This window comes from Pseudomonas sp. UBA5568, from assembly GCF_002425525.1.
GTDB classification, from domain to species: domain Bacteria; phylum Pseudomonadota; class Gammaproteobacteria; order Pseudomonadales; family Pseudomonadaceae; genus Aquipseudomonas; species Aquipseudomonas fulva.
The window spans coordinates 31,981-47,140 of the sequence record NZ_DIMK01000022.1; the positions used below are offsets into that span (position 1 = coordinate 31,981).

At 62.6% G+C, this 15,160-nt stretch carries 17 protein-coding genes; 4 read left to right on the forward strand and 13 right to left on the reverse strand.

All coding sequences use genetic code 11. The annotated features are described in order from the left end of the window. Positions 1-52: 52 nt before the first annotated feature. The 9 genes from B2S33_RS06790 to B2S33_RS06830 form a co-directional block, all read right to left on the reverse strand. Entirely contained in the window at positions 53-379 is a 327-nt protein-coding gene (locus B2S33_RS06790; RefSeq protein WP_023532330.1) for a DUF3392 domain-containing protein, read from the reverse strand. A 9-nt stretch (positions 380-388) separates the two neighbouring features. Continuing rightward, positions 389-1,564 (reverse strand): radical SAM family heme chaperone HemW, encoded by a 1,176-nt coding sequence (gene hemW / locus B2S33_RS06795; protein ID WP_288650086.1) that lies wholly within the window; start codon positions 1,562-1,564, stop codon positions 389-391. Next, on the reverse strand, positions 1,561-2,157 hold the full coding sequence (gene rdgB, locus B2S33_RS06800; protein ID WP_280077582.1) for an RdgB/HAM1 family non-canonical purine NTP pyrophosphatase: 597 nt from the start codon (positions 2,155-2,157) through the stop codon (positions 1,561-1,563). The genes hemW and rdgB overlap by 4 nt, the downstream gene beginning before the upstream one ends. Continuing rightward, positions 2,154-2,588, reverse strand: coding sequence for a DUF4426 domain-containing protein (locus B2S33_RS06805; RefSeq protein WP_027913497.1), 435 nt, complete (start codon positions 2,586-2,588; stop codon positions 2,154-2,156). The genes rdgB and B2S33_RS06805 overlap by 4 nt, the downstream gene beginning before the upstream one ends. Positions 2,589-2,606: 18 nt before the next feature. Continuing rightward, positions 2,607-3,227, reverse strand: coding sequence for a methionine biosynthesis protein MetW (gene metW / locus B2S33_RS06810; RefSeq protein ID WP_023532733.1), 621 nt, complete (start codon positions 3,225-3,227; stop codon positions 2,607-2,609). 7 nt (positions 3,228-3,234) lie between these two features. Beyond that, on the reverse strand, positions 3,235-4,374 hold the full coding sequence (metX, locus tag B2S33_RS06815; protein ID WP_028686690.1) for a homoserine O-succinyltransferase MetX: 1,140 nt from the start codon (positions 4,372-4,374) through the stop codon (positions 3,235-3,237). Between the two features lie 88 nt (positions 4,375-4,462). Continuing rightward, positions 4,463-5,053 (reverse strand): YggT family protein, encoded by a 591-nt coding sequence (locus B2S33_RS06820; protein ID WP_023532686.1) that lies wholly within the window; start codon positions 5,051-5,053, stop codon positions 4,463-4,465. Between the two features lie 10 nt (positions 5,054-5,063). After that, the gene (gene proC / locus B2S33_RS06825; protein WP_145278913.1) at positions 5,064-5,882 is read right to left on the reverse strand and encodes a pyrroline-5-carboxylate reductase; all 819 of its coding nucleotides are present in this window, start codon (positions 5,880-5,882) and stop codon (positions 5,064-5,066) included. Between the two features lie 38 nt (positions 5,883-5,920). Beyond that, positions 5,921-6,607, reverse strand: a complete 687-nt coding sequence (locus B2S33_RS06830) for a YggS family pyridoxal phosphate-dependent enzyme (RefSeq protein ID WP_027913500.1) — start codon at positions 6,605-6,607, stop codon at positions 5,921-5,923. A 64-nt stretch (positions 6,608-6,671) separates the two neighbouring features. On the opposite strand from B2S33_RS06830, the gene B2S33_RS06835 reads away from it, so the two are divergent. Further along, positions 6,672-7,667: a type IV pilus twitching motility protein PilT gene (locus B2S33_RS06835; protein WP_288650087.1), complete on the forward strand. Its 996-nt coding sequence runs from the start codon at positions 6,672-6,674 to the stop codon at positions 7,665-7,667. A 74-nt stretch (positions 7,668-7,741) separates the two neighbouring features. Here the strand turns inward: B2S33_RS06835 and B2S33_RS06840 are convergent, their stop codons facing one another. Next, positions 7,742-8,371 carry a C40 family peptidase gene (locus B2S33_RS06840; protein WP_027913502.1) on the reverse strand — a complete coding sequence of 210 codons (630 nt, stop codon included), beginning with the start codon at positions 8,369-8,371 and terminating at the stop codon, positions 7,742-7,744. A 167-nt stretch (positions 8,372-8,538) separates the two neighbouring features. Here B2S33_RS06840 and B2S33_RS06845 point away from each other — a divergent pair, with 167 nt between their 5' ends. Further along, positions 8,539-8,958, forward strand: coding sequence for an NINE protein (locus B2S33_RS06845; protein ID WP_023532338.1), 420 nt, complete (start codon positions 8,539-8,541; stop codon positions 8,956-8,958). 56 nt (positions 8,959-9,014) lie between these two features. Here the strand turns inward: B2S33_RS06845 and B2S33_RS06850 are convergent, their stop codons facing one another. From B2S33_RS06850 to B2S33_RS06860, 3 genes are all read right to left on the reverse strand, one after another. Beyond that, positions 9,015-9,713 carry an SPOR domain-containing protein gene (locus tag B2S33_RS06850; RefSeq protein WP_280076485.1) on the reverse strand — a complete coding sequence of 233 codons (699 nt, stop codon included), beginning with the start codon at positions 9,711-9,713 and terminating at the stop codon, positions 9,015-9,017. 1 nt (position 9,714) lies between these two features. Continuing rightward, positions 9,715-11,451 carry an arginine--tRNA ligase gene (argS, locus tag B2S33_RS06855; protein ID WP_027913503.1) on the reverse strand — a complete coding sequence of 579 codons (1,737 nt, stop codon included), beginning with the start codon at positions 11,449-11,451 and terminating at the stop codon, positions 9,715-9,717. A 188-nt stretch (positions 11,452-11,639) separates the two neighbouring features. Further along, the gene (locus B2S33_RS06860; RefSeq protein ID WP_088522831.1) at positions 11,640-13,859 is read right to left on the reverse strand and encodes a primosomal protein N'; all 2,220 of its coding nucleotides are present in this window, start codon (positions 13,857-13,859) and stop codon (positions 11,640-11,642) included. A 166-nt stretch (positions 13,860-14,025) separates the two neighbouring features. On the opposite strand from B2S33_RS06860, the gene rpmE reads away from it, so the two are divergent. Both rpmE and B2S33_RS06870 read left to right on the forward strand, forming a co-directional pair. Further along, the gene (gene rpmE / locus B2S33_RS06865; protein ID WP_023532368.1) at positions 14,026-14,244 is read left to right on the forward strand and encodes a 50S ribosomal protein L31; all 219 of its coding nucleotides are present in this window, start codon (positions 14,026-14,028) and stop codon (positions 14,242-14,244) included. Then, positions 14,244-15,065 (forward strand): thermonuclease family protein, encoded by an 822-nt coding sequence (locus B2S33_RS06870; RefSeq protein ID WP_110606385.1) that lies wholly within the window; start codon positions 14,244-14,246, stop codon positions 15,063-15,065. Before rpmE ends, B2S33_RS06870 begins: the two co-directional genes overlap by 1 nt. Positions 15,066-15,160: the final 95 nt, after the last annotated feature.

Genomic DNA, 15,160 nt, shown 5'->3' on the forward strand with positions numbered 1-15,160 from the left:
GGCGGCGTTACGCTGAAGCGTTGCGCATAAAGGCGCCTGGACTGCTACAGCTTCAGCCGCGACGATCCGCTACCACACCGATCAGCGCCAAGACCACCAGCAGCACAGGCGCCAACGCATAGTTGTTGAACTGGCTCAGCCCCTTCAGGACCCAAGGTGTGGCGTAGATCAAGGCCGCGCCGCTGCCGATCATCACCAGCAATGCCATCAGCGGTACCCGCAGGGCCCCTGTCAGCCCTCCCAGGCGCTGTTCAGCCCAGGCCTTGATGTCCGTCCCGAACAGCACCAGCAGACAGCCTACCAACGCCAGAGAAATTTCCGACAAGTTGCTGCGGCTCCAGCGGGAAATCGTCGCGAGCAGGTCGAGTACCAAATCCATGGGTCATCCTTAGGTCAAGAAATACTGCAGCAAGTCATTGAGGAACAGTTGGCCCCTGGGCGTTGCCACCAGTCGATCCGGTTCGACCTGCAAAAGCCCTCTTTGTTCTGCAAGGCGACGGGCTTGGACCAGCCGTGCGAGCGGCAATCCCGTGCGCTCGGTGAACAGCTGCGCTTCCACACCCTGGGTCAGGCGCAGCGCGTTCATCAGGAACTCGATGGGCAATTCGTCCTCGGGCAACTGTTTTTCGCCGGCCTTGAACGGCTTGGCCAGGTTCAGGTAGTCCTTGGGTAACCGGGTTTTCCAGGTGCGTACGATACGCCCGTCGGCGTAGGTGAGCTTGCCATGGGCGCCGGCACCGATACCGATGAAGTCCCCGAAGCGCCAGTAGTTGAGGTTGTGGCGGGCGGCGCGCTCGGGCTGGGCGTAGGCAGACACCTCGTACTGGCCGAACCCGTTGGCCGCCATCAGGCCTTGGCCGGCCTCCTGAATGTCCCAGAGGATATCGTCCTCGGGCAGCTCGGGCGGCTGGTTCCAGAATACGGTGTTGGGTTCTACCGTCAGCTGATACCAGGACAGGTGCGTGGGCCCAAGCTCAATTGCATGACGCAGATCGCCCAGGGCGTCGTCCATCGTTTGGTCGGGCAAGCCGTGCATCAGGTCCATGTTGAAGTTGTCGAAGCCTGCGGCCCTTGCCATGCCAGCGGCGCGGATCGCTTCCTCGCCGTTATGGATGCGGCCCAGCGCTTGCAGCTTGGCCGGTTGGAAACTCTGCACGCCAATGGACAGGCGGTTGATGCCGGTCTGGCGATAGGCCTTGAACTTGTCCTGTTCGAACGTTCCCGGGTTGGCTTCCAGGGTGATCTCGATGTCCGAAGCGAACGGGATGCGTTGCTCGACGCCGCGCAGCAACCGGCCCAGGGCATCGGCGCTGAACAGGCTGGGTGTGCCACCACCGAAGAAGATCGAGGTGATGACGCGGCCCTGGACTGCGGCCAGTTCCTGATCAAGGTCGGTCAGCAGCGCCGCCACGTAGGCCGTTTCGGGCAGTTCAGGCCCGGCGGCATGGGAATTGAAGTCGCAGTAGGGGCATTTGCGCACGCACCACGGGATATGGATGTACAACGCCAACGGCGGCAGCTGGCTGATGCCGGGTGCCTGGATGAGCGGCGACGTCAGGGTCATGCCAGGCCCAGACGTTGACGCAGCAGCGCCATGGCGCGGGCACGGTGGCTGATCTGGTTCTTGTCAGCCGGGGTCAGGTCGGCGCTTGAGCAATCACGTTCTGGCACCCAGAACAGCGGGTCGTAACCAAAACCATGTTCGCCGCTCGCCTTGAACAGGATGCTGCCCTGCCACAGGCCTTCGCACAGGATTGGCAGCGGATCATCGGCGTGACGCACCAGCGCCAAGACGCAGACGAACTGCGCAGTGCGCTCGGCCTGCGGCACGTTCTTCAGCGCGTCGAGCAACTTGGCGTTGTTGGCGGCATCGCCCTGGCCATTGGCATAACGCGCCGAGTAGATGCCCGGTGCACCGCCCAGGCAGTCCACGGCCAGACCAGAATCGTCCGCCAAGGCGGGGAGCCCGGAAATACGCGCGGCATTGCGGGCCTTCAAGATGGCGTTCTCGACGAACGACAGACCGGTTTCTTCCGGCTCGACCTGGCTGAATTCGCCGATCGATCGCAATTGCACGGATTGACCGAGCATCGCCTGCAGTTCCTTGAGTTTGCCGGCGTTATGGCTGGCCAATACGAGTTGCTGGAAATTCATCATTCGCCTGGGAAAACGTCCTGGTTGAAGCTGAAGGAGTGACTGACACCACCGGCTTGGACGCCTAGCTCGAAGACGACGGTCTCAGGTTGTTCGATCGTGAATTGGGCGACGTACGACGCGGTGCCGTGGTCGGTCACCTGCTTGAAGGCCAGGGGCTGCTTGCGCCCGGTCAGGTCCTTGACCGCGCCGCTGACCACGGCCGTAATCGGCTTGCCGTCTCTGAGTACGGTAAGGCTCAGCACGCCCTGGTGACGGCTGCGGACCAGCCCCGTGGCCGCTGCGACCTGCGGGGTGAGCATGCTCGAGGTGAACGCGCCGTAGTGCACCGTGATATCGCCAAATACTTCTTTGCGAGCAGCGCGTGCAGTATCGGCTGCCAGTACTGGCAACGCCAGACACAAGCCGATCAAAAGCAGGGCAAGGCGACGCATGGCGCAGATTCTCCTGGGTCAGACCGCGACTTGATGTGCCTGCAGGCCGGGGCTGCTGACGCGGTAGATACCGATTTCGCCAAGCAGGTTGGGCCACAGCCGGCCGCCCAGGCCGTTGCGGTGCATATGGTCCACCGCCAGCCGGTCCAGCACCTTGGCCTTGCGCTCGTGAACCAGCTCTTCGAAATCGGCGAAGGTGCAGAAGTGGATGTTGGGGGTGTTGTACCAGGTGTACGGCATGAAGTCCGAGACGGGCATGCGGCCTTTGGTCGCGAGGTACCACCGGCAGCGCCAGTGACCGAAGTTGGGGAAGGTGATGATGCACTGGCGACCGACGCGCAGCATTTCGTCCAGGATGCGGTCGGGGTACTCCACCGCCTGCAAGGCCTGGGTCATGATCACCACGTCGAAACTGTCGCTGGCGAAATTGCCCAGGCCTTTGTCCAGGTCCTGCTCGATGACGTTCACGCCCTTGGCCACGCAGGCGGCGATGTTGTCCCCGTCGATCTCCAGGCCGTAGCCGGTGACCTGCTTGCGGTCGCGCAGCGAAGCCAGCAGCTCGCCGGTACCACAGCCCAGGTCCAGTACCCGGCTGCCGGCGGGAATCCAGTCGTGGATGATTTCCAGATCGGCTCTCATGCTGTCCTCAGATGGCAATGCGGTTCATGTAGTTCGAGAAACCCTGCATGTAGCGAGGCGTGGGAATCAGGAAGGCATCGTGGCCGTAGGGCGAGTCGATTTCCAGGTAGCAGACGTCCTTGCGCGCCGCCATCAAGGCATCGACGATTTCCCGCGAACGGGCCGGCGAGAAGCGCCAGTCGGTAGTGAACGACATGATGCAGTAGCTGGCCTTGACGTGGGCCAGGGTCGCGGCCAGATCGCCGTTGTGAGCCGCAGCCGGGTCGAAGTAGTCCAGGGCCTTGGTCATCAGCAGGTACGTGTTGGCATCGAAGCGCCCGGAGAATTCTTCGCCTTGATAGCGCAGGTAGCTTTCGACCTGGAATTCCACGCTGTGGAAGTCGTAGTTGAGCTTGTCACTCTTGAGCTCGCGGCCGAATTTCTCACCCATCGAGTCATCCGACAGGTAGGTGATATGCCCGACCATGCGTGCCAGCATCAGGCCCCGCTTGGGAATGACGCCCTGGTCCTGGAACGAGCCGCCATGGAACTCGGGGTCGGTGAGAATGGCCTGGCGCGCCACCTCGTTGAATGCGATGTTCTGCGCGGACAGCTTGGGCGCCGAGGCGATATCGACACAATGGCGCACGCGTTCGGGGTAGCTGATGGTCCACTGCAGCGCCTGCATGCCGCCTAAGCTACCACCCACCACGGCTGCCCACTGCGCGATGCCCAGGCGCTCTGCCAGGCGGACCTGGCTGTGAACCCAGTCTTCGACGGTCAGGATCGGGAAGTCGGCGCCATAGGCCTTGCCAGTGGCCGGGTTGATGCTGCTCGGCCCGGTGCTGCCATTGCAGCCACCCAGGTTGTTCAGGCTGACCACGAAGAAGCGATTGGTGTCGATGGGCTTGCCTGGGCCGATGCAGCTGTCCCACCAACCCGGCTTGCGGTCAGTGGCAGCGTGGTAACCCGCGGCATGGTGATGCCCTGACAGGGCATGGCAAATCAGTACCGCATTGCTCGCGCTGGCGTTCAGCGTGCCATAGGTCTCGTAGACCAGCTCATAGCGGTTCAGTGAACGGCCGCAGGCCAGAGCCAGCGGCTCGTCGAACCGGGCGGTCTGGGGTATGACCAGACCGACGGAATCTTCGGGAAAGACAGTGGACATCGACCCTGCTCACGCTTGACGGAGGCGTAAGTCTAAAGAGCACCACCCCCAGCGGCAAGCGAAGGCTTGTCGCCGGGGTGCTGTCGGGTCAGATCATCCGCCACAGCTCTTGCGGCATGCCAGCGTAGGCGGCCAATGGCGGCATGACGAACGACTGGATGACCTGGATGGCCAGGAACGCGAAGATCGGCGAAATATCCAAGCCCCCAAGGTTCGGCACGATACGGCGGAACGGCGCCAGCACCGGCTCGCTGATCTGATACGCAAGCTCGGCCGCCGGGTTGTGGCTGTTGGGCGCTATCCAGGAAACGATCACCATGACGATCATGGCCACCCAGAAGATTTTCAGGAACAGCGAGGTGATACCGATGATGGCCCACAACAGCAGGTGCAGCACATCACCGAAGGTACCGTAGGTCACCATCAGCACGAACCCCATCAGCAGGGCCTGTATGACCACGGCCAACAGCAGCGACGAGGTATCCAGCCCGGCGATGCTGGGTACGATTCGGCGGATCGGCTTGAGCAGCGGCTGGGTCGCGCGCACCGTGAACTGGCTGAGCGGGTTGTAGAAGTTGGCCTTGACCAGTTGCAGCACAAAGCGCAGCAGGACGATCACCAGGTACAGGCTGACCAGGGTTTGCACCACGAAGATCGCGGCGCCGGACAGTGCATTCATCTGAAACTCCTTATTTGCCCAGTTGCTCGGCCAGCTCTGCAGAGCGCGTGGCTGCAGCCCGCAGCGCCTGCTCCACGATGGCCTCGAAGCCACTGGCCTGGAACGATTTGATGGCGGCTTCGGTGGTGCCGGCAGGTGAGGTCACGCGGCGGCGCAATTCGGCGGCATCCACATCGCTGGCAACCGCCATGCGGGCGGCGCCCAGCGCCGTGTGCAAGGTCAACTCGGTGGCGGTCTCACGGGGCAGGCCGAGTTTTTCGCCAGCCGCCGTCATGGCCTCGATCAGCAGGAAGAAATACGCAGGGCCGCTACCGGAGACGGCGGTCACTGCATCCAGTTGTTGTTCCTGTTCGAGCCAGAGCGCCGTCCCTACCGCCGACAACAGTCGTTCGGCCTGCTGGCGTTGCTCGGCCGTGACTTCGGCTGTGGCGTACAGGCCACTGACACCCTGGCGCAGCAGCGACGGCGTGTTCGGCATGCAACGCACCACTGGGCGGCTGCCCACCCAGCTCTGCAGGCTGGCGCAGGTGATACCTGCAGCGATGGACACGATCAACTGGCCGTCCTTCAGGTCGGCGCGCAAGGCCTGGCACACGGTCTTCATCACCTGCGGCTTGACCGCCAGCACGATCACATCGGCGCCTTCGATGGCCTGTGCGTTGTGCTCGAAGGTTTCGATGCCCTGTTCGGCCTGAAGGCGGGTACGGGTTTCGGCACCGGGGTCGCTGGCGCGGATGTGCGACGCCTCCACGCCCTGGGCACGCAGACCACCGATCAGGCTTGCGGCCATGTTGCCGGCGCCGATAAAGGCAATACGTGTCTTGCTCATGTCAGGTCCTTGTTAGGAAAAGTGAGTTAAGCATGTCATCAAGCGTTGCCGTAGTCGCGGGCACCAAACAGGGCGGTGCCGATACGGACCCAGGTCGCGCCTTGAGCAATTGCAGCTTCCAGGTCATGGCTCATGCCCATGGACAGGGTGTCCAGGCCCAGCCCTAGCGCGTCCTGTAGCTGACGCAACTGGGCGAAGGCGGCTTCCTGGTCGTTGCGATCATCGGTAGGTTCGGGGATTGCCATCAGCCCCCGCAAACGCAGGTTAGGCAGGGCAGCCACGGCCGTAACCAGGGCGGGCAGTTGCGCGGGTGCGCAACCGGCCTTGCTGGCTTCACCGCTGACGTTCACCTGCAGGCAGATGTTGAGCGGCGCCAGGCCAGCTGGGCGCTGTTCTGAAAGGCGTTGGGCGATTTTCAGGCGATCCACGGAGTGCACCCAGTCGAAATGCTCGGCAATGGCCTTGGTCTTGTTCGACTGAATCGGGCCAATGAAGTGCCAGGTTAGAGGCAGGTCGATGAGTTGCTGTTGTTTCGTCAGCGCCTCTTGTAGGTAGTTTTCCCCGAAATCATGCACGCCCGCGGCATGGAGTTCGCGTATGGCGGCGGCCGGCTTGGTTTTGCTGACAGCCAGCAGCCGGACGTCGGCGGGATCACGCCCGGCAGCCTGGGCGCCCCGCGTGATGCGGTCGCGAATCGAGGAAAGGTTGTCTGCTAGGGTGGACATAGATCGACGCCGGCAACTGAAAGTTCGCCGCATTTTACCTGGTTGAAGGCAGATGGGGAGTCTCATGGAGGTGACAGACCTGCTGGCGCTTGCCTTGAAGGCAGGTGCCAGTGACATGCACCTGGCTGCAGGTCAGGCACCGGCGATGCGCGTGCATGGCGTGCTGCAACGCCTGCCGGTACCGATGGCAACGCCGGATGACTTGATGCGAAGCATGGAATCGTTGCTCGATGCCGACCCGTATCGACAGTGGGCTGCCGGTCACGACCTGGACGTGGCACTGGAGCTGCCCGCGCTCGGGCGGTTTCGCGTGAACCTGTTCAGGCAGATGAACGGCCCCGCGCTCACTGTCCGCTTGATCCCCGCGCGCATCGCCTGCGCTGAGGCGCTTGGCCTGGGCGAGATCGTCCGAACCACTGGCCGATACCGTGACGGTCTGGTCCTCATAGGCGGGCCGACGGGCAGTGGCAAGACGAGCACATTGGCAGCCCTGCTCGATCAGATGGGCCGCGAGCGTGCGCTGCACATCGTCACCCTCGAGGATCCGATCGAGGTCGTCCATGCCAGCCATCAAGGTGTGGTCAACCAGCGCGAAATCGGCCGCGATTGCTGCAGCTTTGCTCAAGGCCTGCGCAGCGCATTGCGCCAGGATCCCGACGTGATCGTGCTGGGCGAGTTGAGGGACCTGGAGACCATTCGTCTTGCACTGCGTGCCGCCGAAACGGGTCATCTGGTACTGGCAACCGTTCATACACGGTCAGCGATGAACACTGTCGACCGGGTGGTGGAGGTATTCCCAGCGCAGGAAAAGCCTTGGGTGCGCGCGATGCTGGCGGACTCGCTACGAGTGGTTGTGGCGCAAGTGCTGGTAGGCCGGCGGGGCGGGGGCAGGGTCGCGGCGCGAGAAGTGCTGGTGGTAAACGATGCGGCCCGCAACCTGATCCGCGAAGGGCGCATGGCCCAGCTCCATTCGGTGATGCAGACCGGCGCGGCAGAGGGCATGCAAACCCTGGCCGGGGCCATGAAGCAACTTCAAGCGGGCGGGCTGCTCGCCGAGTGATGCAACCCGTGCCGCCGCCCATTACCCAAGGTGGGCAAGTGAGCGGCGGCGTACGAGATTGGGATGAGGTTCGATTAGCGCTTGGCCAGGCTTAGCTGTTGCTTTTCCTTGGGCAGTACGCGTTTGGCGACCACGTAGTGTTTCTGCCAGTAGGGCTTGCTCAGGTTATCGATGCTCACCCGCTTGCCGCGACGCGGCGCATGAATGAAGCGGTCATTGCCCAGGTAGATGGCAACATGGTTGACGCGGCGGCTCTTGATGTTGAAGAAGATCAGGTCGCCTGGCTTGAGGTCGCCCTTGGCGACCTTGGTGCCGTGACCGCTGGCCATGGCGCTGGAGGTGCGAGGCAGGTTGACCTCGGCCACGTCGTTGAAGGCGTAGCGAACCAGGCCGCTGCAATCGAACCCTTTTTTCGGGCTGGTGCCGCCCCAAACATAAGGGGTGCCTAGCATGTTGACGGCACGATCGAGCACAGCGCTGCTTTGCTTGCTCGACGCGGCTGCCACCGTCTTGCCACGCGTGGTGCTGGCAGCGTTGCCAGGACGGGCGTGCAGGGTGGTCTGCTTGATAGGCGTGCGCTTTACCGAAGCGTTGGTGGTGTAGCCGGTAAAGCCGTTGGGAAGACGTTGCTCACGGTTGGTGGCGTGGGCGGCCAGGGGCAATAGTAGGCAGAGGGTCAGCCATGTCTTGATCAAAGGCGGCATAGATGAAGCTCTTATGAATAGTTGTGTGTTGGGCGCGCAACTTTATAACAGCTTTTTGTTCAAATTTTGATCCGTTGGTCGATTCTCGCTTACCATCCGTCGGCCTTGGCGGAAAAAGTCACAACTTTTTTTTAGAAAATTTAATCAGCAACCCACGAGGGCCATGCATGAATACTTATCAACAGGGCGCGCCCTTCCATGACACCCACAGCAAGGTGATCGGCTATTTGCTGTGGATCTTCGGCTTCACCGGCTCGCACCGTTTCTACTACGGCAAGCCCATCACCGGGACAATCTGGTTCTTCACCTTCGGGCTGCTGGGCATTGGCTGGCTCATCGACCTGTTCCTGATCCCGGCCATGGACCGCGAAGCCGACCTGCGTTTCCACTCTGGCCGCATCGACTACAACATCGCCTGGATACTGCTGACGTTCCTGGGCATCTTCGGCCTGCACCGCCTTTACCAAGGCAAGTGGATCACCGCCATCATCTATTTCTGCACGGGCGGGTTGTTCCTGGTGGGCGTCTTGTACGACTTCTGGACATTGAACGGGCAGGTGTCCGAGCGCAATGCCGGCCAGCGCTGACCGTCAGACCCTCTGGCGCGGCCTGGACAGGCCGCGCCAACCGCGCTGCACCAAGGCTATTGGCGGGTCTGACGCTGTTGCAGCAGCAGGTTACTGAAGCCTGCGCCTGCCAGTTGCTTCTGGGCCACGGTCAACTGCTCGCGGTTGCTGAACGGCCCGACCAGTACCCGATACCAGGTTTCTTCCTTCACCGTACCGGACTCCACTTTCACGCTCTGCCCCAGCAGGATGATCTGCGCGCGCACCTTGTCCGCATCGGCCTGCTTGCGGAATGAGCCTGCCTGCAGGAAGAACTGCGTGGTTGCCGCCGGCTTGATCACCGGAGGGGCAGGCGGTGGCGTCTGGCCCAGCAATGCAGCCTGGGCGCGTGCGGTGTCGATCTTGGCGGCCTCTGCCGGGGTCACTGGGGTGACGGGCTGGGCTGGCACAGGTGGCGTTTTCTCGGGTACGGCCTCAGGCGGCACGATGACTTCCGACTCCGGCAGCAAGGTGTAGAAATCGTACTTGGGCTTTACCGGCTGTTGCGGTGTGGCCTGGGTCGACTTCCCGGCTTCGACCGTCTTTTCGGTTTTCTGCTGCTCGGGCTTGGTGCGCTTGATATCGCCGCCACCGGGTTCGAGCTTCATCAGGAACACGATGAACGCACCGATGGTCAGGCCGACTGCAAGCCATACCCAGCCGGGCATGGGCTGCTTGGCGGGCGCCGTCTGGCGACTGGCGCCACGTTTGGGAGCAGGTTTCTTCTTGGCAGCCACCTTACATGCGCTCCAGGGTTTCCAGGCCGAGCAGTTGCAGACCTTGCTTGAGGGTGCGCCCGGTCAGGGCTGCCAGACGCAGGCGGCTTTGTTGCTGCTCGGGCGTCTCGGCAGCCAGGATCGGGCAATTTTCGTAGAAGCTGGAGAACAGGCCTGCCAGGTCGTACAGGTAGCTGCACAAGACGTGCGGCGTACCCTTGTCGGCTACGTTATTGAGAATTTCTCCAAACTGGGCCAGGCGCGCGGCCAGGTCCTGCTCATGAGGCGCTTGCAGCACGATAGTGCCTTCGACTTCGTCAAAGCCCTTGCCCAGCTTGCGGAACACACCGGCCACGCGGGTGTAGGCGTAAAGCAGGTAGGGGGCAGTGTTGCCTTCGAAGTTGAGCATCAGCTCGAAGTTGAAGCTGTAGTCGCTGGTACGGTGCTTGGACAGGTCGGCATATTTCACCGCACCAATGCCCACCACCTCGCCGATGCGACGCAGGTCCTCTTCGGGCAGGCCTGGGTTTTTTTCCTTCACCAGCGCATACGCACGGTCCTTGGCTTCGTTGAGCAGGTCGATCAACTTGACCGTGCCGCCGTCACGCGTTTTGAACGGGCGACCGTCGGCGCCGTTCATGGTGCCGAAGCCCATGTGCTCCATCTGCATGGGGTGGCCCAGGAAGCCGGCGCGGCGAGCGACCTCGAACACCTGGTTGAAGTGCAGCGCCTGGCGTTGGTCGACGAAATACAGGGCGCGATCTGCCTTGAGTACGTTGCTGCGGTAGCGCACCGCGGCAAGGTCCGTGGTTGCGTACAGGTAGCCACCATCGGCCTTCTGCACGATCACGGGGAGCGGTTCGCCCTCGCTGTTCTTGAATTCTTCCAGGAACACGCACTGAGCACCCTGGTCTTCGACCAGCAGGCCTTTGGCCTTGAGTTCGGCAACGACATTGGCCAGGTCATCGTTGTAGGCGCTTTCGCCCATCACGTCGGCCATGGTCAGCTTGACGTTGAGCAGTTCGTAGGTCTTCTGGCAGTGCGACAGCGAGATGTCCTTGAACCGTGTCCACAAGGCCAGGCAGTCCGGGTCGCCCGCCTGCAGCTTGACCACCAGCCCCCGCGCGCGCGTGGCGAAGGCTTCGGATTCGTCGAAGCGCTTCTTGGCCGCACGGTAGAAGTTTTCCAGGTCGGAGAGTTCGTCGCTGGTGATCGGGTTCTCTTCAAGGTAGGCCAGCAGCATGCCGAACTGGGTACCCCAGTCGCCTACATGGTTCTGGCGGATCACTTGATCCCCCAGGAACTCGAGCACCCGCGCCACGCTGTCGCCGATGATGGTCGAGCGCAGGTGGCCGACGTGCATTTCCTTGGCCAGGTTGGGCGCCGACAGGTCGACCACCACTGTCTGCGCTGGGCCAGCCTTGCGCGCGCCAAGCCGGGGATCGTCAAGCGCTGCGTCCAGGCGGGCCGCCAACGCGGCGGTGTTCTGGAAGAAGTTCAGAAAGCCCGGACCTGCGATCTCGACCTTGCTGATGTCGGCGCTGGCCGGCAGGGCCTGGATCAGTTTTTCGGCCAGGTCACGTGGCTTCATGCCGGCCGGCTTGGCCAGCATCATGGCAATGTTGCTGGCGAAATCGCCGTGGGTCTTGTCCCTGGCGTTTTCCACCTGGATCGCCGGCGACAGCCCGTCAGGCAACACACCGTCGTTGACGAGTTGGGTGAGGGCTTGCTGGATCAGCTGGCGAATGGTGTCTTTCATAGGAATCTCTTTTCGACCGCAAGCGCGGCGGGCGCCTGGATGCGCTGGTGGAAAAACTGAGCATTATCCGTGGCTGGGCGCGCGTTGCCAACCTTGGCAGGCATGTGCCCAGGCATGGAGCCGTCTGAAAACCGCCGTTGGGCCCGCCCGCAGCCTTGCCGTTCGCGGCTTGGCGCTTGAAACCGCCCTCAGTAAAGATCCACCGGGTCGACGTCTACCGACCAGCGCACCTGGCGCCCGCTCGGCAGTTGCTCCAGCACCAGCAGCCAGGCGCTGATGAGGCGGTGCAAGGGCGCGCGGGTGCTGGCCTGCAGTAGCAACTGAGCGCGAAAACGCCCGGCTCGGCGCTCCATGGGGGCGGGTACCGGGCCAAGCAGCTCGATGCCGGGCAGGTGCTGCTGCGCCATCAGGCGCTCGGCCGCCGTGCAGGCTTCATCCAGAAACGCCTCGGCCTGCCCCGGCTTGTGCGCTTCGGCGCGCAACAGGGCCAAGTGCGAAAAAGGCGGCAAACCGGCGGCGCGGCGTTCGTCGAGCGCCTGCTTGGCAAAGGCAAAATAGCCCTGCTCGGTCAGTTGAACCAGCAGAGGGTGGTCAGCCAGGTGCGTCTGGATGATGACCTTGCCGGGTTCTTCCGCCCGTCCTGCACGGCCTGCGACCTGCACGATCAGCTGGGCCATGCGTTCACTGGCGCGGAAGTCACCGGAAAACAGACCGCCATCGGCATCGAGAATGGCAACCAGCGTCACCCGGGGGAAGTGGTGCCCTTTGGCGAGCATCTGCGTGCCGACCAGCAGGCTTGGCTGGCCGCGCTGAATGGTTGTGAACAGTTGGTGCATCGCGTCCTTGCGCGAAGTGCTGTCGCGGTCCACGCGCAGCACGGGATAGTCCGGGAACAACACCTTCAGGCGCTCTTCGGCGCGCTCGGTGCCGGCCCCGACAGGGCGCAGGTCCACGTGCTTGCATTGAGGGCAGTGATGCGGCAGCCGCTCGTCGTAGCCGCAGTGGTGGCAACGCAGCACGCCGGAGCGCTGGTGAACCGTCATGCGCGCATCGCACCGCGGGCATTCGGACAGCCAGCCGCAATCGTGGCACAGCAGGGTTGGGGCGAAGCCACGGCGATTGAGGAACACCAGTACCTGTTGTCCCGCCTCCAGGGTCTGGCCAATGGCCTGCTGCAAGGGGCCGCTGATGCCGCTGTCCAGCGGCAGGCTTTTCACGTCCAGGCGCAACATGCGTGGTGCGCGTGCACCGCCTGCGCGTTGGGTCATGTGCAGCAGGCGGTAGCGGCCGCTCACTGCGTTGTGCAGGGTTTCCAGGGACGGGGTGGCCGAGCCAAGCACGATCGGCACGTTCTCCTGGTGCGCGCGCACCAGCGCCAGATCCCTGGCGTGGTAGCGCAAGCCCTCCTGCTGTTTATAGGAGCCGTCGTGTTCCTCGTCGATGATGATCAGGCCTGGGTTCTTCATTGGCGTGAACAACGCCGAGCGGGTGCCGATGATGATGTCTGCCTCGCCGTCACGCGCGGCCAACCAGGCATCGAGGCGCTCACGGTCGCTGACGTTCGAGTGCACAAGGGCAATGCGGGCGTTGAAGCGCTGCTCGAAACGCGCCAGTGTCTGCGGCCCCAGGTTGATCTCCGGGATCAGCACCAGGGCCTGCTTGCCTGCCTCGAGCGTTTCGCGGATCAGTTGCAGGTAAACCTCGGTCTTGCCGCTTCCTGTAACGCCCGCCAGCAGAAAAGCGCCAAACTGCCCGAAGCCGCCGAGCACGGCATCGAAAGCATCACGCTGTTCTTCGTTCAGTGGCAACTCCGACTGCGCCAGCCAGTGCTCACGCCGTTCAGCCGGGCGTTGGCGGCGTATTTCCACGCACACCAGTTCCTTGGCCAGCAGCAGATCAAGGCTGTCCTTGTTGAGGTTGAGCTTCGACAGCACGCTGTGGGCCACCCCATGCGGGTGCTGAGCCAGGGTCTTGAGCGCATCACGTTGGCGAGGGGCGCGTGCGATGCGTGGGTCTTCAAGGCGAGCGCCCGGCGCTGCATGCCAGAAACGTTCCTGGCGCATCTCGGCAGGTTCACCCTGACGCAGCAGGGTAGGAAGCGCCCAGCTCAAGGTGTCGCCCAGGCTGTGCTGATAGTACTGGGCGGTCCATAGGCACAGCTTGAACAGCGACGCCGGAATGGGCGATACCGGGTCGAGCAGGGCGCTGGCTGGCTTGAGTTTGTCAGCCGGCACCTCGCTTTCGGCACACACTTCTACCAGAACACCGATCATCTCGCGCCGCCCGAACGGTACGCGCAGGCGCATGCCTGGCACCCATGTCTGGTTAGCCATGCCGACCGGCGCCTTGTAGTCGAACAGGCGGCGCAGCGGGGAGGGCAGGGCAAGGCGCAGGATGACGTCGGGCACGCTAATGGTCTCGGGGGGCGTTTCAGAACTGGCGAGCCTAGCAGACGACGGTCGGTACAAGCGACAACTTGCGCTGGCGCCATGCTCTGGTATTATTTGCCGCCTAATTACGTGCGGTATTCAACAATTGGTGTTGGATGGCGGCACGCAGCTCGAGGAAGTGACCATGAAAGCTGATATCCATCCGAACTACGAAGCAGTTGCTGTCACCTGCAGCTGCGGCAACAAATTCGAAACCCGTTCGACCCTGGGCGATACCCTGTCGATCGACGTTTGCAACCTGTGCCACCCTTTCTACACCGGTAAGCAGAAAGTCCTGGACACCGGCGGCCGCGTACAGAAGTTCGCCGATCGCTTTGGCATGTTCGGTGCCAAGAAAGGCTGATGCGCATGGCGAACCCTTCGGGTTTCGCAGCGTTGCAGAAAAAAGCGCCCCTTGTGGGCGCTTTTTTTATGCTCGCTTGTTGGGTATCCCAGGCGCAGGCTTTCTGCCCGGCGCCGTCACGTGCTCAATGGGTGGCCGTACGGCATGTGGTCGATGGTGACACCGTGCGCTTGGTCGATGGCCGCAGTGTGCGTCTGATCGGGATCAATGCCCCCGAAATCGGCCGCAAGGGACAAGCGGATGAGCCTCTTGCCCAGGCTGCCCGCAAACGCCTGCAAGCATTGATCAAAGCCAGTGACGGGCGCGTTGGCTTGGTACGCGGCAAGGAGGGCAAAGATCGGTACGGTCGCAGCCTGGCCAACTTGTACAGCCGTGAAGGGCATAATCTTGAGGCGCAGCTGCTCAGCGAAGGGCTTGCATACCGTATTGCCATTGCACCCAATACTGAGCTGAGCGGTTGCCAGCAGCGCGCCGAGTCAGTCGCGCGCCGGGCGGCTGTCGGTGTGTGGAAACGCTCACCGGTGATGCCTGCCCATGCAGTGCGTAAACCAGGTTTTGCGCTGGTGTCAGGCCGCGTCACCGCCATCGAACGCAGTCGTACGGGGGTTCGATTGACCCTCGACAGCGCCATGACGCTGCACATACCCGCTCGTCTGCGCCGTGCATTGCCCGCGGGTTTCTTCGATAACCTCAAAGGGCAAAAGGTCGAGGCCAGGGGTTGGATTCGCAGCCATTCACGTAAAGTGCCCTACATGTCGGGTCAGCGACGCTGGCAGATGACCCTTACAGACGTCAGCATGCTCGACCGCCTGCAAAGATAAAAGATGTAGACATTTCTACACCAGATTGTACACACTGAAGCCTGCATGCCCCGTGGGTTGTAGCATAAAGTCTTAGGCTAGAGGCCTTGACACGA